The organism is Collinsella sp. LCP19S3_F2, from assembly GCF_052121015.1.
GTDB lineage: Bacteria > Actinomycetota > Coriobacteriia > Coriobacteriales > Coriobacteriaceae > Collinsella.
Window position 1 is genome coordinate 224936 of the sequence record NZ_JBQKFA010000002.1, and the last position, 17509, is coordinate 242444.

Annotated in this window: 12 protein-coding genes; 11 read left to right on the forward strand and 1 reads right to left on the reverse strand. The window is 61.2% G+C overall.

Translation table 11 applies throughout. From position 1 onward, the window contains the following. Positions 1–176: 176 nt before the first annotated feature. The 7 genes from ACTQX9_RS02630 (at position 177) to arcC (ending at position 10696) form a co-directional block, all read left to right on the forward strand. Positions 177–497 carry a YbaB/EbfC family nucleoid-associated protein gene (locus tag ACTQX9_RS02630; RefSeq protein WP_427719331.1) on the forward strand — a complete coding sequence of 107 codons (321 nt, stop codon included), beginning with the start codon at positions 177–179 and terminating at the stop codon, positions 495–497. Between the two features lie 13 nt (positions 498–510). Then, a complete protein-coding gene (gene recR, locus ACTQX9_RS02635) occupies positions 511–1107 on the forward strand; it encodes a recombination mediator RecR (protein ID WP_099432550.1) in 597 nt (198 codons plus the stop codon). Between the two features lie 243 nt (positions 1108–1350). Beyond that, complete coding sequence (locus ACTQX9_RS02640; RefSeq protein WP_441540408.1) at positions 1351–2253, forward strand: hypothetical protein; 903 nt, start codon at positions 1351–1353, stop codon at positions 2251–2253. After that, positions 2250–4091, forward strand: a complete 1842-nt coding sequence (locus ACTQX9_RS02645) for a serine/threonine protein kinase (RefSeq protein WP_441540409.1) — start codon at positions 2250–2252, stop codon at positions 4089–4091. The genes ACTQX9_RS02640 and ACTQX9_RS02645 overlap by 4 nt, the downstream gene beginning before the upstream one ends. A 3-nt stretch (positions 4092–4094) precedes the next feature. Further along, positions 4095–5033 carry an FHA domain-containing protein gene (locus ACTQX9_RS02650; RefSeq protein ID WP_154518466.1) on the forward strand — a complete coding sequence of 313 codons (939 nt, stop codon included), beginning with the start codon at positions 4095–4097 and terminating at the stop codon, positions 5031–5033. A 477-nt stretch (positions 5034–5510) separates the two neighbouring features. Next, the gene (gene nifJ, locus ACTQX9_RS02655) at positions 5511–9050 is read left to right on the forward strand and encodes a pyruvate:ferredoxin (flavodoxin) oxidoreductase (RefSeq protein ID WP_441540410.1); all 3540 of its coding nucleotides are present in this window, start codon (positions 5511–5513) and stop codon (positions 9048–9050) included. A 683-nt stretch (positions 9051–9733) separates the two neighbouring features. Continuing rightward, complete coding sequence (arcC, locus tag ACTQX9_RS02660) at positions 9734–10696, forward strand: carbamate kinase (RefSeq protein WP_006235166.1); 963 nt, start codon at positions 9734–9736, stop codon at positions 10694–10696. 311 nt (positions 10697–11007) lie between these two features. Here arcC and ACTQX9_RS02665 read toward each other — a convergent pair whose 3' ends face one another. After that, positions 11008–12003 carry a C39 family peptidase gene (locus ACTQX9_RS02665; RefSeq protein ID WP_441540411.1) on the reverse strand — a complete coding sequence of 332 codons (996 nt, stop codon included), beginning with the start codon at positions 12001–12003 and terminating at the stop codon, positions 11008–11010. A gap of 360 nt (positions 12004–12363) precedes the next feature. Here ACTQX9_RS02665 and ACTQX9_RS02670 point away from each other — a divergent pair, with 360 nt between their 5' ends. From ACTQX9_RS02670 to ACTQX9_RS02685, 4 genes are all read left to right on the forward strand, one after another. Further along, positions 12364–13815, forward strand: a complete 1452-nt coding sequence (locus tag ACTQX9_RS02670; RefSeq protein WP_427728889.1) for an APC family permease — start codon at positions 12364–12366, stop codon at positions 13813–13815. A gap of 131 nt (positions 13816–13946) precedes the next feature. Further along, entirely contained in the window at positions 13947–15224 is a 1278-nt protein-coding gene (locus ACTQX9_RS02675) for a metal-dependent hydrolase family protein (protein ID WP_154518625.1), read from the forward strand. 117 nt (positions 15225–15341) lie between these two features. Further along, a complete protein-coding gene (locus ACTQX9_RS02680) occupies positions 15342–16727 on the forward strand; it encodes a sensor histidine kinase (RefSeq protein WP_441540412.1) in 1386 nt (461 codons plus the stop codon). A gap of 40 nt (positions 16728–16767) precedes the next feature. Then, on the forward strand, positions 16768–17502 hold the full coding sequence (locus ACTQX9_RS02685) for a LytR/AlgR family response regulator transcription factor (protein WP_154518631.1): 735 nt from the start codon (positions 16768–16770) through the stop codon (positions 17500–17502). The last annotated feature ends 7 nt before the right edge of the window (positions 17503–17509 follow it).

Here is a 17509-nt window from a genome sequence, read left to right on the forward strand (position 1 = left end):
TCGACCTTGCATAGTCTTGGGCGGCGCGTCACGCTAGAGGACATGTACATCGACTGAGTTAGCGCGACCGCCCCGCTCGTATGCCCCGCGCCGTGGTACGATTTTTGAGTTTGAAAGTCCCGCCGTGCCCGGCTGCCCTTGCAGCTTGTCGCGCGACCACACGTAAAGGAGCCATCATGGCCGGTATGAACATGCAGCAGATGATGAAGCAGGCCCGCAAGATGCAGGAGCAGCTTGCCGCCGCGCAGGAGAACCTCAAGTCCCAGACCGTCGACGCTTCTGCCGGCGGCGGCATGGTCAAGGTGACCGTTAACGGCGAGATGGAGCTCGTCAACCTCACCATCGACCCCGATGCGCTCGATCCCGAGGACGTCGATATGCTGCAGGACATGATTATGGCTGCCGTCAACGAGGCCGTCCGCGGCGTCAACGAGCTCGCCAACAAGCAGATGGGCGCCATCGCCGGCGGCCTCAACATCCCGGGCATGCCGTTCTAAGACGCGCACATATATGAGTGCCAACCATAGTCTGCAAAAACTGCTCGATGAGCTGGGCCGTCTGCCGGGCATTGGCCCCAAATCGGCCCAGCGCATCGCCTACTACCTGCTCGAGGCCGACGCCGAGGAGGCGCGCCGCCTGGCCGAGGCCATTCTAGAGGTTAAGCAGGAAGTGCATTTTTGCAGCCGCTGCTTTAATTACGCCACCGCTGACGAGTGCTCCATCTGCCAAGACTCGATGCGCGACACCACCCGCATCTGCGTGGTGGGTGAGCCGCGCGATGTCCAGGCGATTGAGCGCACGGGCAGCTACCACGGCCTCTACCACGTGCTGGGCGGCGTGATCAGCCCCATGGACAAGATCGGCCCCGAGCAGCTGCACATCCGCGAGTTGCTGGCGCGCTTGGGCCACGAGGACATCCACGAGGTCATTATCGCCACCAACCCCAACATTGAGGGCGAGACCACGGCGAGCTACCTTGCCCGCACCATCAAGCCTCTGGGCGTCGAGGTGTCGCGTCTGGCGAGCGGCCTGCCCGTGGGAGGCGACCTGGAGTATGCTGACGAGCTTACGCTCGGCCGTGCTATCGAGGCCCGTCGTGCGATCTAGGCGGCGTCAGCTCCGCGGCATGTCCCGTCGGCCTGCCGCACGGGGCGCTCATAATTGGGCACGCGTTCATGCATTTGTTGTACAACAAACCTGCTTTTCATCCGCTTATCGCGTGGATGGGTCCACTCGCACCTCGTATTTGCCCATTCGTTGCACAACCTTTTGGGTTCGCTGATACACTCAAATGTGGATATGAAAGAATGCGCCGCTTTTAAGCGGCGTGTTTTTGTTGGAGGAGAACGCATGCGGCCCGCTAGCACTCAGACAAAGCATGGCGCCGCGGTGCGCATGCGACGCCGGCTGGGCCTGGCGCCTCGGGCGTACGTGCTGCTGTCTTGCTCGCTTGTACTGGTCATAGCCGGTGTTTCGGCTTATGGCATGACGGTGCCGTCCATGGTACAGGCGCATGCTGAGCGCGAGCTGCATATTGGGCGCAAGGCCAAAAGCGACTTGGGAACGACAACCGGATATGCGTGGGCGAGCGTGGTCTCGCATGTTGTGTTCGGTGGCGACGATGCGGACAGTCCAGAAACATCGGACAACGAGGTTACGCTGGCAAACGGCAAGACCATCGTGCTCACCAACACCAAGGTCATTACGAAGCTTTCCAACAACAGTGTGGCTTCTGTCGTCAATAAGGCCGAGCAGCAGAAGGGGCAGGACGCCCAACAGGCAGGCCAGCCCGGCGGTTCGGGTTCGTCTGGCTCCAGCTCCGATTCGTCGGGCGGCGGTTCCGGTTCGGGCTCCGCCTCTGGCGGTGGATCTTCGAGTGATGGCTCGACGGACGGCGGTGCCGGCGGCGACACGGGCTCGGGTGGTCTCTCGGCTGCCGAGGAGGAGAGTATTCACAGCTGGCTCGTGACCAAATACAACATGCTCGATGGCTATGTCGCCCGCGCCAACAGCGTGGTTTCGACCTATAACGCTACGGGCGATACCGGACCGTGCGACAGCCTGGCCAACGATATGTTTGTCATCCGTGCCGAGTTTGGCCGGCAAACGTTTTCTCCCAAGTCAAAGTGGTATCAGCAATACGCCAACCTATGGGGTTGCTACACCAATCTGTGCCAATGGGTGGGGCATTATGGCGATGACGACGTCGCGCTCAACAACTTCAATACCAAAGTGGCGGCGATCGCCCTATGACGAATAGCCTTGCTTCTGTGGCAACCCAGTCGCTCAGCCGTGACCCCATGGTGGGCCTGCGCCTGGCGCGCGTTGGAGGGTTTGAGCCCGCCATTGCGCTGGGCCCGGACGAGCTTCCCGCCTACCTGCGCCGTTTTACGATGCTGTTTGCCGATGACGCCACCATGCGCCGCGGCGGTATCGGCCGTGTGACGCGTGCCGTCAACGCGCAGGGCGAGGCCGTGGCACTCAAGCAGCTCATCTTGCCAACGCGCGACGAATTTGATGACGATGTCGCCCACGAGGCGCTGGTCACCAAGTTCAAGGCGGCGTTTCGCGAGGAATATGAATGCCATCGCGCCCTTTCGGGCCTTAGAGGCTTTCCCCGCCTGTATGGATGGGGCGAGGTTGACGGCGTGCCCGCGATTGTCATGGAGTGGGTCGAGGGCGAGACGCTCGCTCGCCTGCGCTCGCGCCTTGCCGTGGACGATGCCGGGCGTCTGTCGCCGCTCCTGGCGGCGCGCCTGGGTCGCGACCTGTTCGATCTGCTCTGCCGCATGAGCTTGGTAGGCGAGGGGTTCGTCCATCGCGATATCTCGCCCGCTAATATTATGGTGCGCACGGCGCGCCTGCCGCTCGACCGACAGCTTGCCGAAGGCACCTTCGACCTGTGCTTGATCGACTTTGGCTCTTCGCTGGCGCTCGAGCCCGCCTCTGCGGTGGCCGGCACCGGCGGCAAGGCGTCGTTTACCGAGCGCTATGCCACGTTGCGCCGCGCGACGGTGGCCTACGCCCCGCCCGAGATGCTCACCGACGATATCCCCGACCTGCGCATGCTTCGCATGTCGCCGGCAATCGATGTGTATGCAGCGGCGAGCACGGTCTACGAGCTCATCGCCGGTGTCGCGCCGTACGAAGTAGCGCCGGGTGCGTCGGGTACTTCGGGCTCGCGCAAAAAGACGTGCGATATCGCCAGCCCTTATCGCCTCAAGATGGATACGCTGCCCGATTATCCCGTTGGCGCCCACGCGCCCGGCTGCGACTTGACGCAACTGCTGCGACGCGAGCCCGATGTGGCACTTGCCGCGGCCGAACAGGCTCAGCAGCTGGGACTCGATCCAAATTCCGAGGATCTGCGCGATGCGCTGGCGTTTGTCGATGCCCAGTTGTTCGACGTGGTCATGGCCTGCCTGTCCTGCCATCAGGAAGATCGTCCCGAGCCGGCTGCGGTGGAGGCGGCGCTCTCGGCATTTTGCGACCACTATGCGCAAAATGTCGCCCGCTCGCTTCGCGCCGAGCCGCTCATGCCGTGCCCGATGGAGGTATCGGGGCACACGACCCGGCGTGCGGCGATGGTTGGTGCGACGGCGGTATGCGGCGTGCTTTGGGCTGTGGTCGTGGTATCAGCTGCGCTGTTGGCGTCGGGCGCCCATGTGACGCTCGTCGTAGGACCGCTTATGTGGTCCGGGAAGCTGCCGGCCATTATCGCCGCACTGGCGTTGGCACCGCCGGGCATGGTGGGCATCGCTGCCGGCGCCATGGCACACGATCGTCGCACGGGGTTCCTGCAAGGCGTACTGGCGCTTTCTGCCTGCGAGGTTCCGGTGCTGATTGCGGTTGCATGCACCGTGTTTTCCCAACGCGCCGTAGCGAGCGGCTTCGTTGCCGCCTTAATTGCAACCTATGCGCTCACGTGGTTTTTGCTGGCGATGGGGTTTGCCTTTGAGCTTCCCGTCGTGTCAGCGCGACGTGCGAAAATTTCCATGGCGACGCCGCTTGCCGGCGGAGCCGCGGCTGCTCGCGCCTTTGGCGGGCCGGCCGAAGTATCCGACACTATCTCTGCGACCAAGGAGGGCTAAGCCATGGCTTCTCAAGCTGAGCTCACCCCGTGCGGGGCAATGTTTGACATCTTTAAGCGCGCAGCACACCTGAGCCATATCGAACTGTGCGGCCTGGTGCTCTCGAGCCGCCCGCTCGTCGACGGCCGTAGTCCGCAGAGCCGTGCTGCCGATCGCTCTTGGGTTTCGCGCTTTATCGTGCGCGCGCCGGTCGGCACGCTGCAGGAACGTTATTTTGCCGATTACGGCACCTCGGCCGCGCGCATTATGTCGCAGCTGGCCCTGCGCCGCCGCAATCCCATGGACGCCACGGCCGTGACCAACATGGTGTGCGGCCCCGCTGGCGAGCCCATGGTGCGGGCACTCGAGGAATGCCATCAGGACACGAATCTCTATCGCAATGCGCTCGAGCGCCTGTCGCAGGCGGCTGAGCTCATGCCCGCCGAGCGCGCCGAGGCCATCCTGGTGCTGTTTGTCGCCGTGGGCTGCTCGGCAGATGTCCGCTCGTCGGTGACCTATGCCCTCGACTACGCTCATGCGACCTGTGGCGGCGCCACGTCGACGCCGCGCTCGCTGAGCACCTCGACGGTCACGGGCGAGCACGAGGCGGCGCCTGCGCACCCGTTGGGACTGCTGCGCGTGCAAAACGGCTACGTGGTGAGCGCCCCGCGCTGGATTCAGCCGAGTGAGGAGGGCGTCGAGATCGGCGCGCTGGCGACGGGGGAGGGCGATATCACCGATGTGGGCGATGACGTTTCGGCTCGCCATGCCCACGTGTGGTGCGATGACCAAAATGTCTGGTACGTCGAGGACCTGTCGTCCACCAACGGAACCGTGGTGGTAAACGGCGCGACGAACGTCTGCACCCAGGTCGAGCCCGGCCGCTCCGCTCAACTCAACCCCGGTGACGAGCTCAGGCTCGGAGAATCCACAACCTACGCCATCCTCCTCGGCGCCCTCTGACTCATCTCCTAAATAAGTTGCGGTGAAATAGGGACTGTTTAAGGCTGCGGCCGGCAAAAACAGTTCCTATTTCACCGCAGCTGCCATTTGGTCTCTCGGTGACGGAAGGATTATTTTTGCCCTTGATGGTCGCTCGGGGTAAACCTTTACCGCCCGCCTATATTTGTCGAAATTACACTTGACGGCGGGGTACAATAAACCCGCATGCGGATTTCCGTTGCGGGCGCTTCCCATCACCGGGGCGTGCCCGGGAGCATCCGGCATGCGGCCTTTGCGGCGCTCGATCATGTGCAAGACGGGTAGCTGGGCCTGTGGAGCGCGTGCAGCCCTCCTCGCCTCGGCATGCCTTCTCTCCACGCCATGTACCTGCTGCTGAGTCCGCCTGTCAGATGACTGGAAGCAACAGCGAAAATCCCATCACGCCAACATCCCGGTAATCGCCGGGGCCTGTATACCTATATGAGAGGAGAGGGGTATATGGCGCGTAAGTTTAAGTCTATGGACGGCAACGAGGCGGCCGCATATGTTTCGTATGCGTACACCGAGGTAGCGGGAATTTATCCCATTACGCCGTCCAGCCCGATGGCCGACCATGTCGACCAGTGGGCGGCCCAGGGTCGCAAGAACATCTTTGGCACCCCGGTCAAGGTCGTCGAGATGGAGTCCGAGGCGGGTGCAGCCGGTACCGTTCACGGTTCGCTGGGCGCCGGTGCTCTGACCACCACCTACACGGCTTCTCAGGGACTGCTCCTGATGATCCCGAACATGTACAAGATCGCGGGCGAGCAGCTCCCGGGCGTCTTCCACGTCTCCGCGCGTTGCGTCGCTTCCCACGCCCTGAACATCTTTGGCGATCACTCCGACGTCATGGCCTGCCGCCAGACCGGTTTCGCCATGCTCGCCGAGGGCAACGTCCAGGAGGTCATGGACCTCTCGCCGGTGGCTCACCTTGCCGCCATCGAGGGTAAGACCCCGTTCCTCAACTTCTTCGACGGCTTCCGCACCAGCCACGAGATCCAGAAGGTCGCCATGTGGGACTACAAGGATCTTGCCGAGATGTGCGACATGGACGCCGTCCAGGCTTTCCGCGATCACGCGCTCAACCCTGAGCACCCGCACACCCGCGGCAGCCATGAGAACGGCGACATCTTCTTCCAGAACCGCGAGGCCTGCAATAAGGTCTACGACGAGCTCCCTGCCGTCGTCGAAGGCTACATGAAGAAGATCAACGAGAAGCTCGGCACCGATTACGGCCTGTTCAACTACTACGGCGCTCCCGATGCCGATCGCGTCGTCGTGTGCATGGGCTCCTTCTGCGACGTGCTCGAGGAAGTCATCGACTACCTCAACGCTCACGGTGAGAAGGTCGGCCTGGTCAAGGTTCGCCTGTTCCGTCCGTTCTCCATCAAGCACTTCGTGGACGTTCTCCCCGAGACCGTCCAGAAGATCGCCGTCATGGACCGCACCAAGGAGCCGGGTTCCATCGGCGAGCCGCTCTACCAGGACGTCGTCTCCGCTCTCTACGAGGCCGGCAAGACGGGTATCAAGGTCGTCGGCGGCCGTTACGGCCTGGGCAGCAAGGACACGCCTCCCGCGTCCGCGTTTGCCGTCTTCGAGGAGCTCAAGAAGGACGAGCCCAAGCGCGAGTTCACCATCGGCATTGTCGATGACGTGACCAACCTGAGCCTGCCCGAGGCCGAGGATGCGCCCAACACCGCAGCTCCCGGCACCATCGAGTGCAAGTTCTGGGGTCTGGGTGGCGACGGTACCGTCGGCGCCAACAAGAACTCGATTAAGATCATCGGCGACCACACCGACAAGTACGTTCAGGCCTACTTCCAGTACGACTCCAAGAAGACCGGCGGCGTTACCGTCTCGCACCTGCGCTTTGGTGATTCCCCGATCCGCTCGCCGTACTACGTGACCAAGGCCGACTTTGTCGCTTGCCACAACCCCAGCTACATCGTCAAGGGCTTCAAGATGGTCCGCGACGTCAAGCCTGGCGGCACCTTCCTGGTCAACTGCCAGTGGAGCGACGAGGAGTTCGCCGAGCACATGTCCGCCGTGGCCAAGCGCTACATCGCGAACAACAACGTCAACGTCTACCTGATCGACGCGATCGACCTGGCCGCCAAGGTTGGCATGGGCAAGCGCACCAACACGGTGCTCCAGTCCGCCTTCTTCGCGCTGGCCAAGGTCCTGCCCGCCGAGGACGCCCTGCAGTACATGAAGGACGCGGCTACCAAGTCCTACATGAAGAAGGGCCAGGCCATCGTCGACGCCAACCACAAGGCCATCGATGCCGGCGCTACCGCCTTCCGTAAGTTCGAGGTTCCGGCCGACTGGGCTACCGCCGAGGACGCCGCTCCTGTCGAGCTTTCCGAGGAGACCAAGTCCGCTATCGCCCAGCAGGTCAAGAACCTGCTCGAGCCCATCGATCGCATGGATGGCGACAGCCTGCCCGTTTCTGCCTTTGTCGATTGTGCCGACGGTCAGTTTGAGCTGGGCGCCTCCGCATACGAGAAGCGCGGCGTCGCCGTGGTCGTTCCTCACTGGGACGAGACCAAGTGCATCCAGTGCAACCAGTGCGCCTATGTGTGCCCGCATGCCACCATCCGTCCGTTCGCGATGACCGAGGACGAGGCTGCCGCCGCGCCCGAGGCTACCCGTACGCTCGACGCCATGGGTCCCAAGGCCAAGGGCATGAAGTTCACCATGGCTGTGTCCCCGCTCGACTGCATGGGCTGCACCAACTGCGCCAAGGTCTGCCCCAAGGGCGCCCTCGAGATGGTTCCCACCGAGCAGGAGATGGATCAGCAGCCCGTTTGGGACTACATGGTCAAGAACGTCTCCGAGAAGAAGGAGCTCATCGCGGCCAACGTCAAGGGCAGCCAGTTTAAGCAGCCCTACCTGGAGTTCTCTGGCTCCTGTGCCGGCTGCGCCGAGACCGCTTATGCACGTCTGGTGACCCAGGTCGCCGGCGACCGCATGTTCATCTCCAACGCCACCGGCTGCTCCTCCATTTGGGGCAACCCCGCTGCCACCGCTCCTTACTGCAAGGACAAGGACGGTCACGGCCCGGCGTGGAACAACTCCCTGTTCGAGGACAATGCTGAGCACGGTCTGGGCATGGCCATCGGTTACGAGGCCGTCCAGAATAAGCTGATCGCCGCCACCCAGGAGCTCATCGCCGCTGACGGTCCGTCTGACGAGCTCAAGGCCGCCGGTCAGGCTTGGATCGACTCCGTCAACGACGCCGAGGCCTCCAAGACTGCTGCCGCCGCCTACGTTGCCGAGCTCGAGAAGTGCGGCTGCGACGCTTCCAAGGCGATCCTCGCCGACAAGGCTTACCTCACCAAGAAGTCCTTCTGGATCTTCGGTGGCGACGGTTGGGCCTACGACATCGGCTTCGGTGGTCTGGACCACGTCCTGGCTTCTGGCCACAACGTCAACGTCTTCGTCTTCGACACCGAGGTCTACTCCAACACCGGCGGACAGGCCTCCAAGGCTTCGAACCTGGGCCAGGTTGCTCAGTTCGCCGCTGCCGGTAAGGTGACCAAGAAGAAGTCTCTGGCCGAGATCGCTATGAGCTATGGTTACGTCTACGTGGCGCAGGTCGCCATGGGCGCTAACCCGGCTCAGACTCTCAAGGCCATCCACGAGGCCGAGGCCTACGACGGCCCGTCCCTCATCATCGGCTACAGCCCCTGCGAGATGCACTCCATCAAGAAGGGCGGCATGCAGAACTGCCAGGCCGAGATGAAGAAGGCTGTCGAGTGCGGTTACTGGAACCTCTTCCGCTTCAACCCCGAGGCTGCTGCCGGCAAGAAGTTCTCGCTCGATTCCAAGGAGCCCGCGGGCGGCTATCAGGAGTTCCTGATGAACGAGGCCCGTTACGCTTCGCTGACGCGTTCCTTCCCCGAGCGCGCCGAGGAGCTCTTCAAGGAGAACGAGCAGGCCGCTATGGACCGCTACGCTCACCTGCTGAAGCTCAAGACGGTGTACAACGAGGCCTAGGTCTCCCACCGCAGGATCTGAGGGCTAACCTTCGCGGACGTCCTCGGACATGAAAGAACCCCCGCTGCGCACTACGTGCGGCGGGGGTTCTTTCGTCCTGCGGAATGTCCGCGAAGGTTAGCCCTCAGATCCTGCTACGACTACGTCCTCGGATTGTGGGGCTGAATGAAGGACGTGGCTGAGGGGGCCTTTTGTCCCCTTCGCTGTTTCGCGGCTTTGCCGCGAAAGTCGCGCCACTTTGGGGATGGATGGAGGTTTTAGCTGTTGTTGCCTTCTGTCCCCGTGCTTTGGGGCTGGTTGCTTTTTGGAGCTCGTCTATATTCCTTATGCTGGATGAAAAGCCCCATGTTTTTGTTGGGCTGCATACTCGTCTTAAAAATGTATAGAATCTCGTATAGTGCGAGTAAGATATTGCGCTGTCTGTTTTGTGTTTAGCAAAGATATAGTTTGCATAATCTGGTCTAATCCCTGCTATATCAAAATAAAGTCGCACGTAAATAGCTTAGATATGCTTGAGCTGGGCATCTTTACGCTGAACGGGTAAAAACGACCGTTCACCGTTCAACTGTTTTCAAAATGAATAAAATGAGCGATAAAGAGAATATAAACCTTAATAAACTCGCGTATTGCACGAACGTGGGTTATTAATGGGATGTAGGCCTTTTACAGAAAGGATTCCAGCAATGTCTAAGCCTCTTGGCAAGCCCGATCGTATTGTCGTCGCCCTTGGCGGCAACGCCCTCGGCAACAACCCCGTCGAGCAGATCGAGGCCGTGAGCAACACCGCCCACGCACTCCTCGGCCTCATCGAGCAGGGTAACGAGATCATCATCACCCACGGCAACGGCCCGCAGGTCGGCATGATCCAGAATGCCTTCGCCGCCGCCCACGACGCCATCGGCACCCCCGAGATGCCGCTGCCCGAGTGCGGCGCCATGTCCCAGGGCTACATTGGTTATCACCTGCAGCAGGGCATCGGCCGCGAGATGCACAAGCGCTATAAGCGTTGGCACGCCGCCACCGTCGTCACCCAGATCGAGTGCGACCCGGATGATCCTGCGTTCAAGAACCCGACCAAGCCGATCGGCCCCTTCTACACCGAGGAGCAGGCCAAGGAGTTCATGGCCGAGGATCCCTCCAAGGTCTTCGTCGAGGATTCCGGCCGCGGCTGGCGCCGCGTCGTCGCCTCCCCCGATCCCAAGAAGATCGTCGAGGCCGACTCCATCCTCAACCTGCTCGACAACGAGTTCATCGTCATCGCCTGCGGTGGCGGCGGCATTCCCGTCGTCCGCGACTACGAGAACAAGGGTTGCTACAAGGGCGTTCCCGCCGTCATCGACAAGGACCTGGGCGGCGAGCTGCTGGCCGAGGACTGCGACGCCGACGTTCTGTTCCTGCTGACCGCCGTTGAGCATGTCGCCATCAACTTTGGCAAGCCCAACCAGGAGGAGCTCGAGGACCTCACCGCCGACGAGGCCGAGCGCCTGGCCGACGAGGGCCAGTTCGGTAAGGGTTCCATGGAGCCCAAGGTCCGCGCTGCCATCAAGTTCGCCCGTTCCCGCAAGGGCCGCACCTGCATTATCGGCGCCCTGGACAAGGCCGCCGAGACCATGGCCGGCCTCTCCGGTACCCGCATCCACGAGTAGCCTCTACTCTGTTGCCTCTCTTGTGGGCGCCAGGCAAAGCGCCCACAAACTAGCCTCTCTTCATGAGCCCCGCAGTCCGCTCCGACTGCGGGGCTTTTGCTATTGAGGTGACTGTTCATGAGAAGCGCTGAAGACCGCGGAAACCCGGCACTTGGGGACGTTCCTTTTCTGCCGGCATCTTGGGACAGTCCTTTTCGGCAGCGCGAGCGGTCGTCTGCAAAGACCGTCCCCAGTGGCTAGTCATTTAATGGCTGGTCATTTAAGTCTGTCCCCAATGACTAGTATTGGCCATTTAAGTCTGTCCCCAATGACTAGTAGTAGGCCCACATGGTTTCGATTTCGTTGAGGACTTCTACGATGCCCCAACGGCGGGCGCTACGGCTGGGCGAATTGGGATCGTAGACACCGATTCGGTCGGCGTCGTCAATGCCGTAGAGGACGATGTAATGACCCACGTTGGTAAACATGCCGGGACGCACGACGGCGATTACGGGAGCACCCGAGCGCAAGGCCTGGGCCATCGAGTCTCGGTCGTTGTAGAGCTGCGTCCCGTTAAGCCCCAGCTGCGCGGCGCCGCTCGTCATAAACGACCACTCGGTGGCACCGGTGGGGGCATAGTTGCCCGCCTCGGAAAGGGCGCACATATCGACCGGCGTCATATCGGTGCGCCCCGTTTTAAAGATGTAGATCATGGTGAGGCAGGTGGGTCCGCAGCCGTTTTGGCGGATAGTTCCGCCGGCGTAGGGCAGCTCCGACCATGCGGGGTCGATCTGGTAAATATGCGGCATGGTGCCGGCACTCCACTGCGAACGTGGGGTCGAAAAAGCAAACGAGTAGCCGGGTGCGACTGGGGCTTTGAGGAGCTTTTCCTCGGCGGTGGGCTCTAGGCCGGCAGAGCCATGCGAGGCACACGACCCCAGATACACAAATGCCAGACATGCCATGATGGAGCACAGGGCAAGACAGAGACGATGAATCTGCGGATTGGCGGCCTGGCCGCGTCCCAGCGGCCGTGGCTGCTTTGCGCCGCGTCCGCCGCGGGGCTTCGAAAAGAAACGGCTGATGTGATTGTCAGACTTTCGCCGATCGATTTTCTGCCGCCGAGGCACTTCGGCCCGGCGTTGACGGGTGCCCGAGCGTGGGCGATCCGCCTGACGCGTGCTGGTATTCTGCAGCATAGACGACGAGGGGCGATCCTGCGGACGCTGCGGCCCGTCGTTGTCAAAAACACTCCTGGATGCTGGCGTGGTACGCCCGGCAAGGCGAACGTTTCGCTGTCGTTCGCCGCCGTTGTATTCGTATGCCATTTGCACCGCCTCGTCTCATGTATAACCCGTCCATCCTACAAAAAAGACGTGCAGCAAATGAGGACATACACCAAAACCTCGGTAAGCGGCATGGACGGGAGCGAGCCTGGCGTCATAAAGCGACGCCCTCCGCGAGCGATTGAGTCGCGTCATCAAAACGGACGCCCGCACCGAGTGGCGCCCCTCGCCGTTCGTCCCAAAAACGGCGCCGCTCGTTTTGCAGTTCTGCCTTCGGTCGAGCTGCGAGTGGCGTTGCTGTGCCAAGGCCGTATCTTAAAGCCATGAAATAAAAAGTGCGCGGCAAAACAGGCCGTGCAAGGGGTGACGCCAAGGGGCGTCAGAAAGGAAAGGAGGGGAACAATGGCGGACAAGAACGCAGAAGTTGCAGTCGAGGATACCGGCGGCATGAAGAAAACGCTTTCGCTCTGGAACTTCTTCACCATCGGTTTCGGTGCCATCATCGGTACCGGTTGGGTTCTGCAGGTCGGCGACTGGATGGTCGTGGGCGGCGGTCCCGTTCCCGCTATGATCGCATTCCTCTTGGGTGCAATCTTCCTCGTGCCCGTCGGAGCTGTTTTCGGTGAGCTTACGGCTGCTATCCCCATCTCGGGCGGCATCGTCGAGTATGTCGATCGTAGCTTTGGCCGTACACTGAGCTACATTACCGGTTGGCTCCTGGCCCTGGGCAACGGCATCCTGTGCCCGTGGGAGGCCATTGCCATTTCGACTCTCGTGTCCGAGATGTTCGGTAGCCTGCCCGGTCTTGAGTGGCTGCGCGCCATCAAGCTGTACACCATCCTGGGCGCCGACGTTTACCTGTTCCCGACGCTGATCGCGCTCGGCTTTGCAGTCTACGTCATCTTCCTCAATTTCCGCGGTGCCAGCTCGGCCGCCAAGCTCCAAGCCTTCCTGACCAAGGCCCTGCTCTGCGGCATGCTACTCGCCATGGGCGTCTCGCTGTTCACCGGCTCGCCGAACAACGCCATGCCTGTGTTCTCCCAGGTCGCCGGTGCTGGCGGCGGTAAGGCCGCCACCGAGGGCACCAGCCTGTTCGCCGGTATCGTGTCGGTCCTGGTTCTGACCCCATTCTTCTACGCCGGTTTCGACACCATTCCTCAGCAGGCTGAGGAAGCAGCCGAGGGCCTTAACTGGAACAAGTTCGGCAAGATCATCTCCCTGGCCCTGCTGGCCGCCGGCGGCTTCTACATGGTCTGCATTTACTCGTTCGGCACTATCCTTGACTGGCATGAGTTTGTTAAGAGCCCGGTTCCCGCGCTTGCCTGTCTTAAGGGCATCAACATGCTCCTGTACCTGGCCATGCTCGTCATCGCCACGCTTGGACCCATGGGCCCGATGAACTCCTTCTACGGCGCCACGAGCCGCATTATGCTCGCCATGGGCCGCAAGGGCCAGCTGCCCGAGAAGTTTGCCGAGGTCGATCCCAATTCCGGCGCTCCCAAGCTCGCCTGCGTCGTTCTGGCCATCATCACCGTCGTCGGTCCGTTCCTGGGCAAGAACATGCTCATCCCTCTGACCAATGTGTCGGCTCTCGCCTTCATCTTCTCTTGCGGCATGGTCGCTCTTGCCTGCCTGCGCATGCGCTTCACCGAGCCCGACCTACCTCGTCCCTACGAGGTGCCCGGCGGCAAGTTTGGCATCAGCCTCGCCATCGCTGCCTGCGCCATCATCATCGGCCTGCTCGTGATTCCGTTCTCTCCCGCCTCCCTCAACATGGTGGAGTGGAGCATCGTGATCGGCTGGTTGGCTATTGGCCTGGCTCTCATGGCTTTCACCAATTCCCGTAAAAAGTAACGCCGAGCCGGGGCGGATTGGGTGCGCGGTGCCCTCTCTCCCGCGTACCGAACCCGGCATCACTTGGGTAGCTTTGTGAGGCCTTAACCCAACACGGCCTCACCCACTATATGGATCCATAAGGAGGAACCATGTCCACTAAGTATGCAATCGTTGGCGGCAAGCTCATCGACGGTACCGGTGCCGAGCCGGTCGAGAACTCCCTCGTTCTCGTCGACGATAACGGCAAGATCGAGTACGCCGGTGTTATGCAGGACCTTCCCGAGGGCGTTGAGGTTATCGACGCCGCCGGCAAGACTGTCCTTCCCGGCCTGATCGACACCCACCTGCACTTCTCGGGCAACCTGACCGACGATGACACCGATTGGGTCATGCAGCCGCTCCTCGAGAAGCAGGCCGTCGCCGTCAAGCAGGCCTACGACTGCCTCACCCACGGCCTCACCACCGTCTGCGAGATCGGCCGCTTTGGTATCCAGATTCGCGACTGCATCGACAAGGGCGTCTTTAAGGGTCCGCGCGTTCTGGCCACCGGCCTCGGCTTCTGCCGTGTTGCCGGTCACGGTGACTCCCACCACTGCACCCAGGAGCTCAACAAGGAATCCCATCCCTGGGGCGACCAGGTCGACGGTCCTTGGGATCTGCGCAAGGCCGTCCGTCGTCGCCTGCGCGAGAACCCCGATGCCATCAAGATCTGGGCTACCGGTGGCGGCATCTGGCGCTGGGACTCCGGTCGCGACCAGCACTATTGCTCCGAGGAGATCCAGGCCGTGGTCGAAGAGGCCAAGATGGTCGGTATCCCCGTGTGGAGCCACTGCTACAACAACCACGCCGCCGCCTACGATTCCGTTCGCTTTGGCTGCGAGCAGCTGATTCACGGCTTCGATATCGATGAGCGCACCATGGACCTTATGGCCGAGCAGGGCACCTTCTTCACCCCGACGATCGCCTTCCTGCCCACCTGGTACGCCACCTATCCTCCCGTCTACGTCCCCGAGCTGCACGACAAGTACGAGGGTACCCTGGTCGAGAAGGAGCTGCAGCGCAACTATGACTGCCTGCGCGAGGCCAAGAAGCGCGGCGTCGTCATGACGATCGGCTCCGACTCCTTCTCCTTCGTCACCCCGTACGGCACCTGCTCCATCGAGGAGATGTACGAGTTCGTCGACAAGATCGGCTTCACCCCGGTCGAGACCATCACCTGCGCCACCCTCAACGGTGCCAAGATGTGCCACATCGAGGACGAGACCGGTTCCATCGAGGCCGGCAAGTGCGCCGACCTGCTGGTCGTCAACGGTGACGTCGCCGCCGACATCCACGTGCTCAACACCGACAACATGGACGTCATCATGAAGGACGGCTGGATTGTCGAGGCCGGCACCTTCGGCGAGCCAAACAAGTACAGCGCCTAAGCTACCGTTTGTCGATGGCTGGATGTAAAACACAGTTTTTGATTGCATAATGCAATGGAGAGGGTCGCTTGCGGCCCTCTTTATTGCTATCGGTACTACGGACAAGAGGGGATGACGGTGGATTTAAACAGGCTGAATCTGGGCAAGAGTTACAACTCTACCAAGGTCTTTCGTACGGCCCAGCATGTGGTTCAGGCCATCCTACTCGGTGTTGTCGTTCCGGCGCTTATCTTGCTGCTTATCTGGGATTTAACCGATAATCCCAATCCCGTTCCAGGCGTTGTCGTTATTGCCGGCCTGGTCATGCTGTGCTTCTTCTTCTCGTATGTCTTTGTGGTCCCCGATGACCTCACATCGAGCGCAACCGACCGCACGCTCGCCATCGCATCAAAAATATTTGCCTACACGTCGCGCGGCCTTACGCCCGAAGCGGCCCTGGGTGCCTCTAAAATTATCCTGTCCGAGACCATCGCTTCTGCCATCTGCTTTACTGACGGCAGGCAGGTGCTGGCAAGCTGGGGCGAGGACTCGGCAAAGTGCCCTGCCGGAACCCCGGTAGTGCTCAAGACCACGCTCAACGTGATTGAGACGGGCGAGCAGAGCGTGTTTTCGCGTGATGCCTCCAATGAGACGGGCGGCTATTTTTCCCGTCTGCGTGCCGGTATTGTCGCGCCGCTTAGCGTGCGTGGTCATTGCGTGGGCACACTCGAGCTGTATTACCCACGCCTGAGCAGCATCGATATGCGCCAGACGGCGCTTGCCTCGGGTTTCGCCGATCTCATTTCCACGCAGCTCGCCAGCTTTGAGCTCGAGCGCCAAGATGAGCTCACGGCCCGCGTTGAGCTCCGCGCTCTGCAGTCGCAGGTCGATCCGCATTTTCTATTCAATACCATTAGCACGATCGTTTCGCTCGTTCGAACCGAGCCCGACAAGGCACGATCGCTGCTGATCGACTTTTCCAACTACTATCGTCAGACGCTTTCTGACTCCGATACGCTCACCACGCTCGAGCACGAGGTGGAACAGGGCACGCGTTATATCAATCTTATGCAGGCCCGGTATGGCGACGGCCGTCTGCGCGTTTCGGTCGACATCGACTTTGAGGTGCGCGACAGCCTGGTGCCGCCGTTTATCTTGCAGCCGCTGCTCGAAAACTGTATCAAGCATGCGCAGCGCGAGACCGAGCCGCTTTCCATTCGTGTTAGGGCTTTTGAGACCGATGACGGCTTGGAGATCATCGTCGAAGATGACGGCATCGGTATGAGCGAAGAAGTCTGCGCGCATCTGTTTGAGCAGCATCGCCGAGAGGAGCCCGAAAGCATTACCGCCGACGGCTCCGTCAAGCGAGGCTGCGGCTTGGCGCTCTTCAACGTGCTTCAGCGCATCCATTTCTTTTACGGAGAAGATTCTGGCATGCGCGTGAAGTCCCAGGAGGGCGTGGGAACGCAGGTCATCGTTGAGTTGAACGGCGAGCCGCATGAGCCGGCGCCGCTAACGGTGTAGCACGCGGTTGGATTGAGAGAAAAAAAGAGGGGAAGCGCATATGTCCGAAGGCTGGAATATCTTGGTGGTTGATGACGAGCCCCCAATTAGGGCTGAGCTACGCTATCTGTTGGAAAAGGATGCGCGTGTGGGCCAGATTGCCGAGGCGGGCAATGTCACCGAAGCCGTGGAATCGATTCTGTCGAACAAGCCCGACGTGCTGTTTTTAGACATTACCATGCCCGGTCGCTCGGGAATTGAGCTTGCCGAGACGCTTCAGAACCTAAAGACACCGCCGGTCGTGGTGTTTGTGACGGCATTTGCCGAGTATGCGGCCGATGCCTATAACCTCGATGCCGTCGATTACATCGTAAAGCCGGTCGAGGATGCTCGCCTGTCAAAGGCGCTCGATAAGATCGAGACCGCCCTGGGCGCTCGCCGTGTCGTCCATGCTCCGCGCCAGCCTTTGCGCCTGACGGTGGATCGTGGGGGTAAAAAGGTGTTCATTCCCGTGGCGGATGTCTGCTACTTTGAGGCGCGCGCCGATTTTTGCAACGCCGTCTGCGCCGAGGGAACATATCTGATCAATGAGTCGATTTCATCGCTCGAGCGGCGCCTGGCCTCCGAGGGCTTTATCCGTGTCCACCGCAGCTATCTGGTCAATTTGGAAGACGTGCACAATGTCGAGATCGGTTCTACGGGTCTTATGGAACTCAGGCTCGATCGCGTAACCTCGACGGTGCCCGTGTCCCGTCGTCGCGCTGCCGAGGTTAAGGCGCGCCTGGGGCTTGTGTAGACGGTCC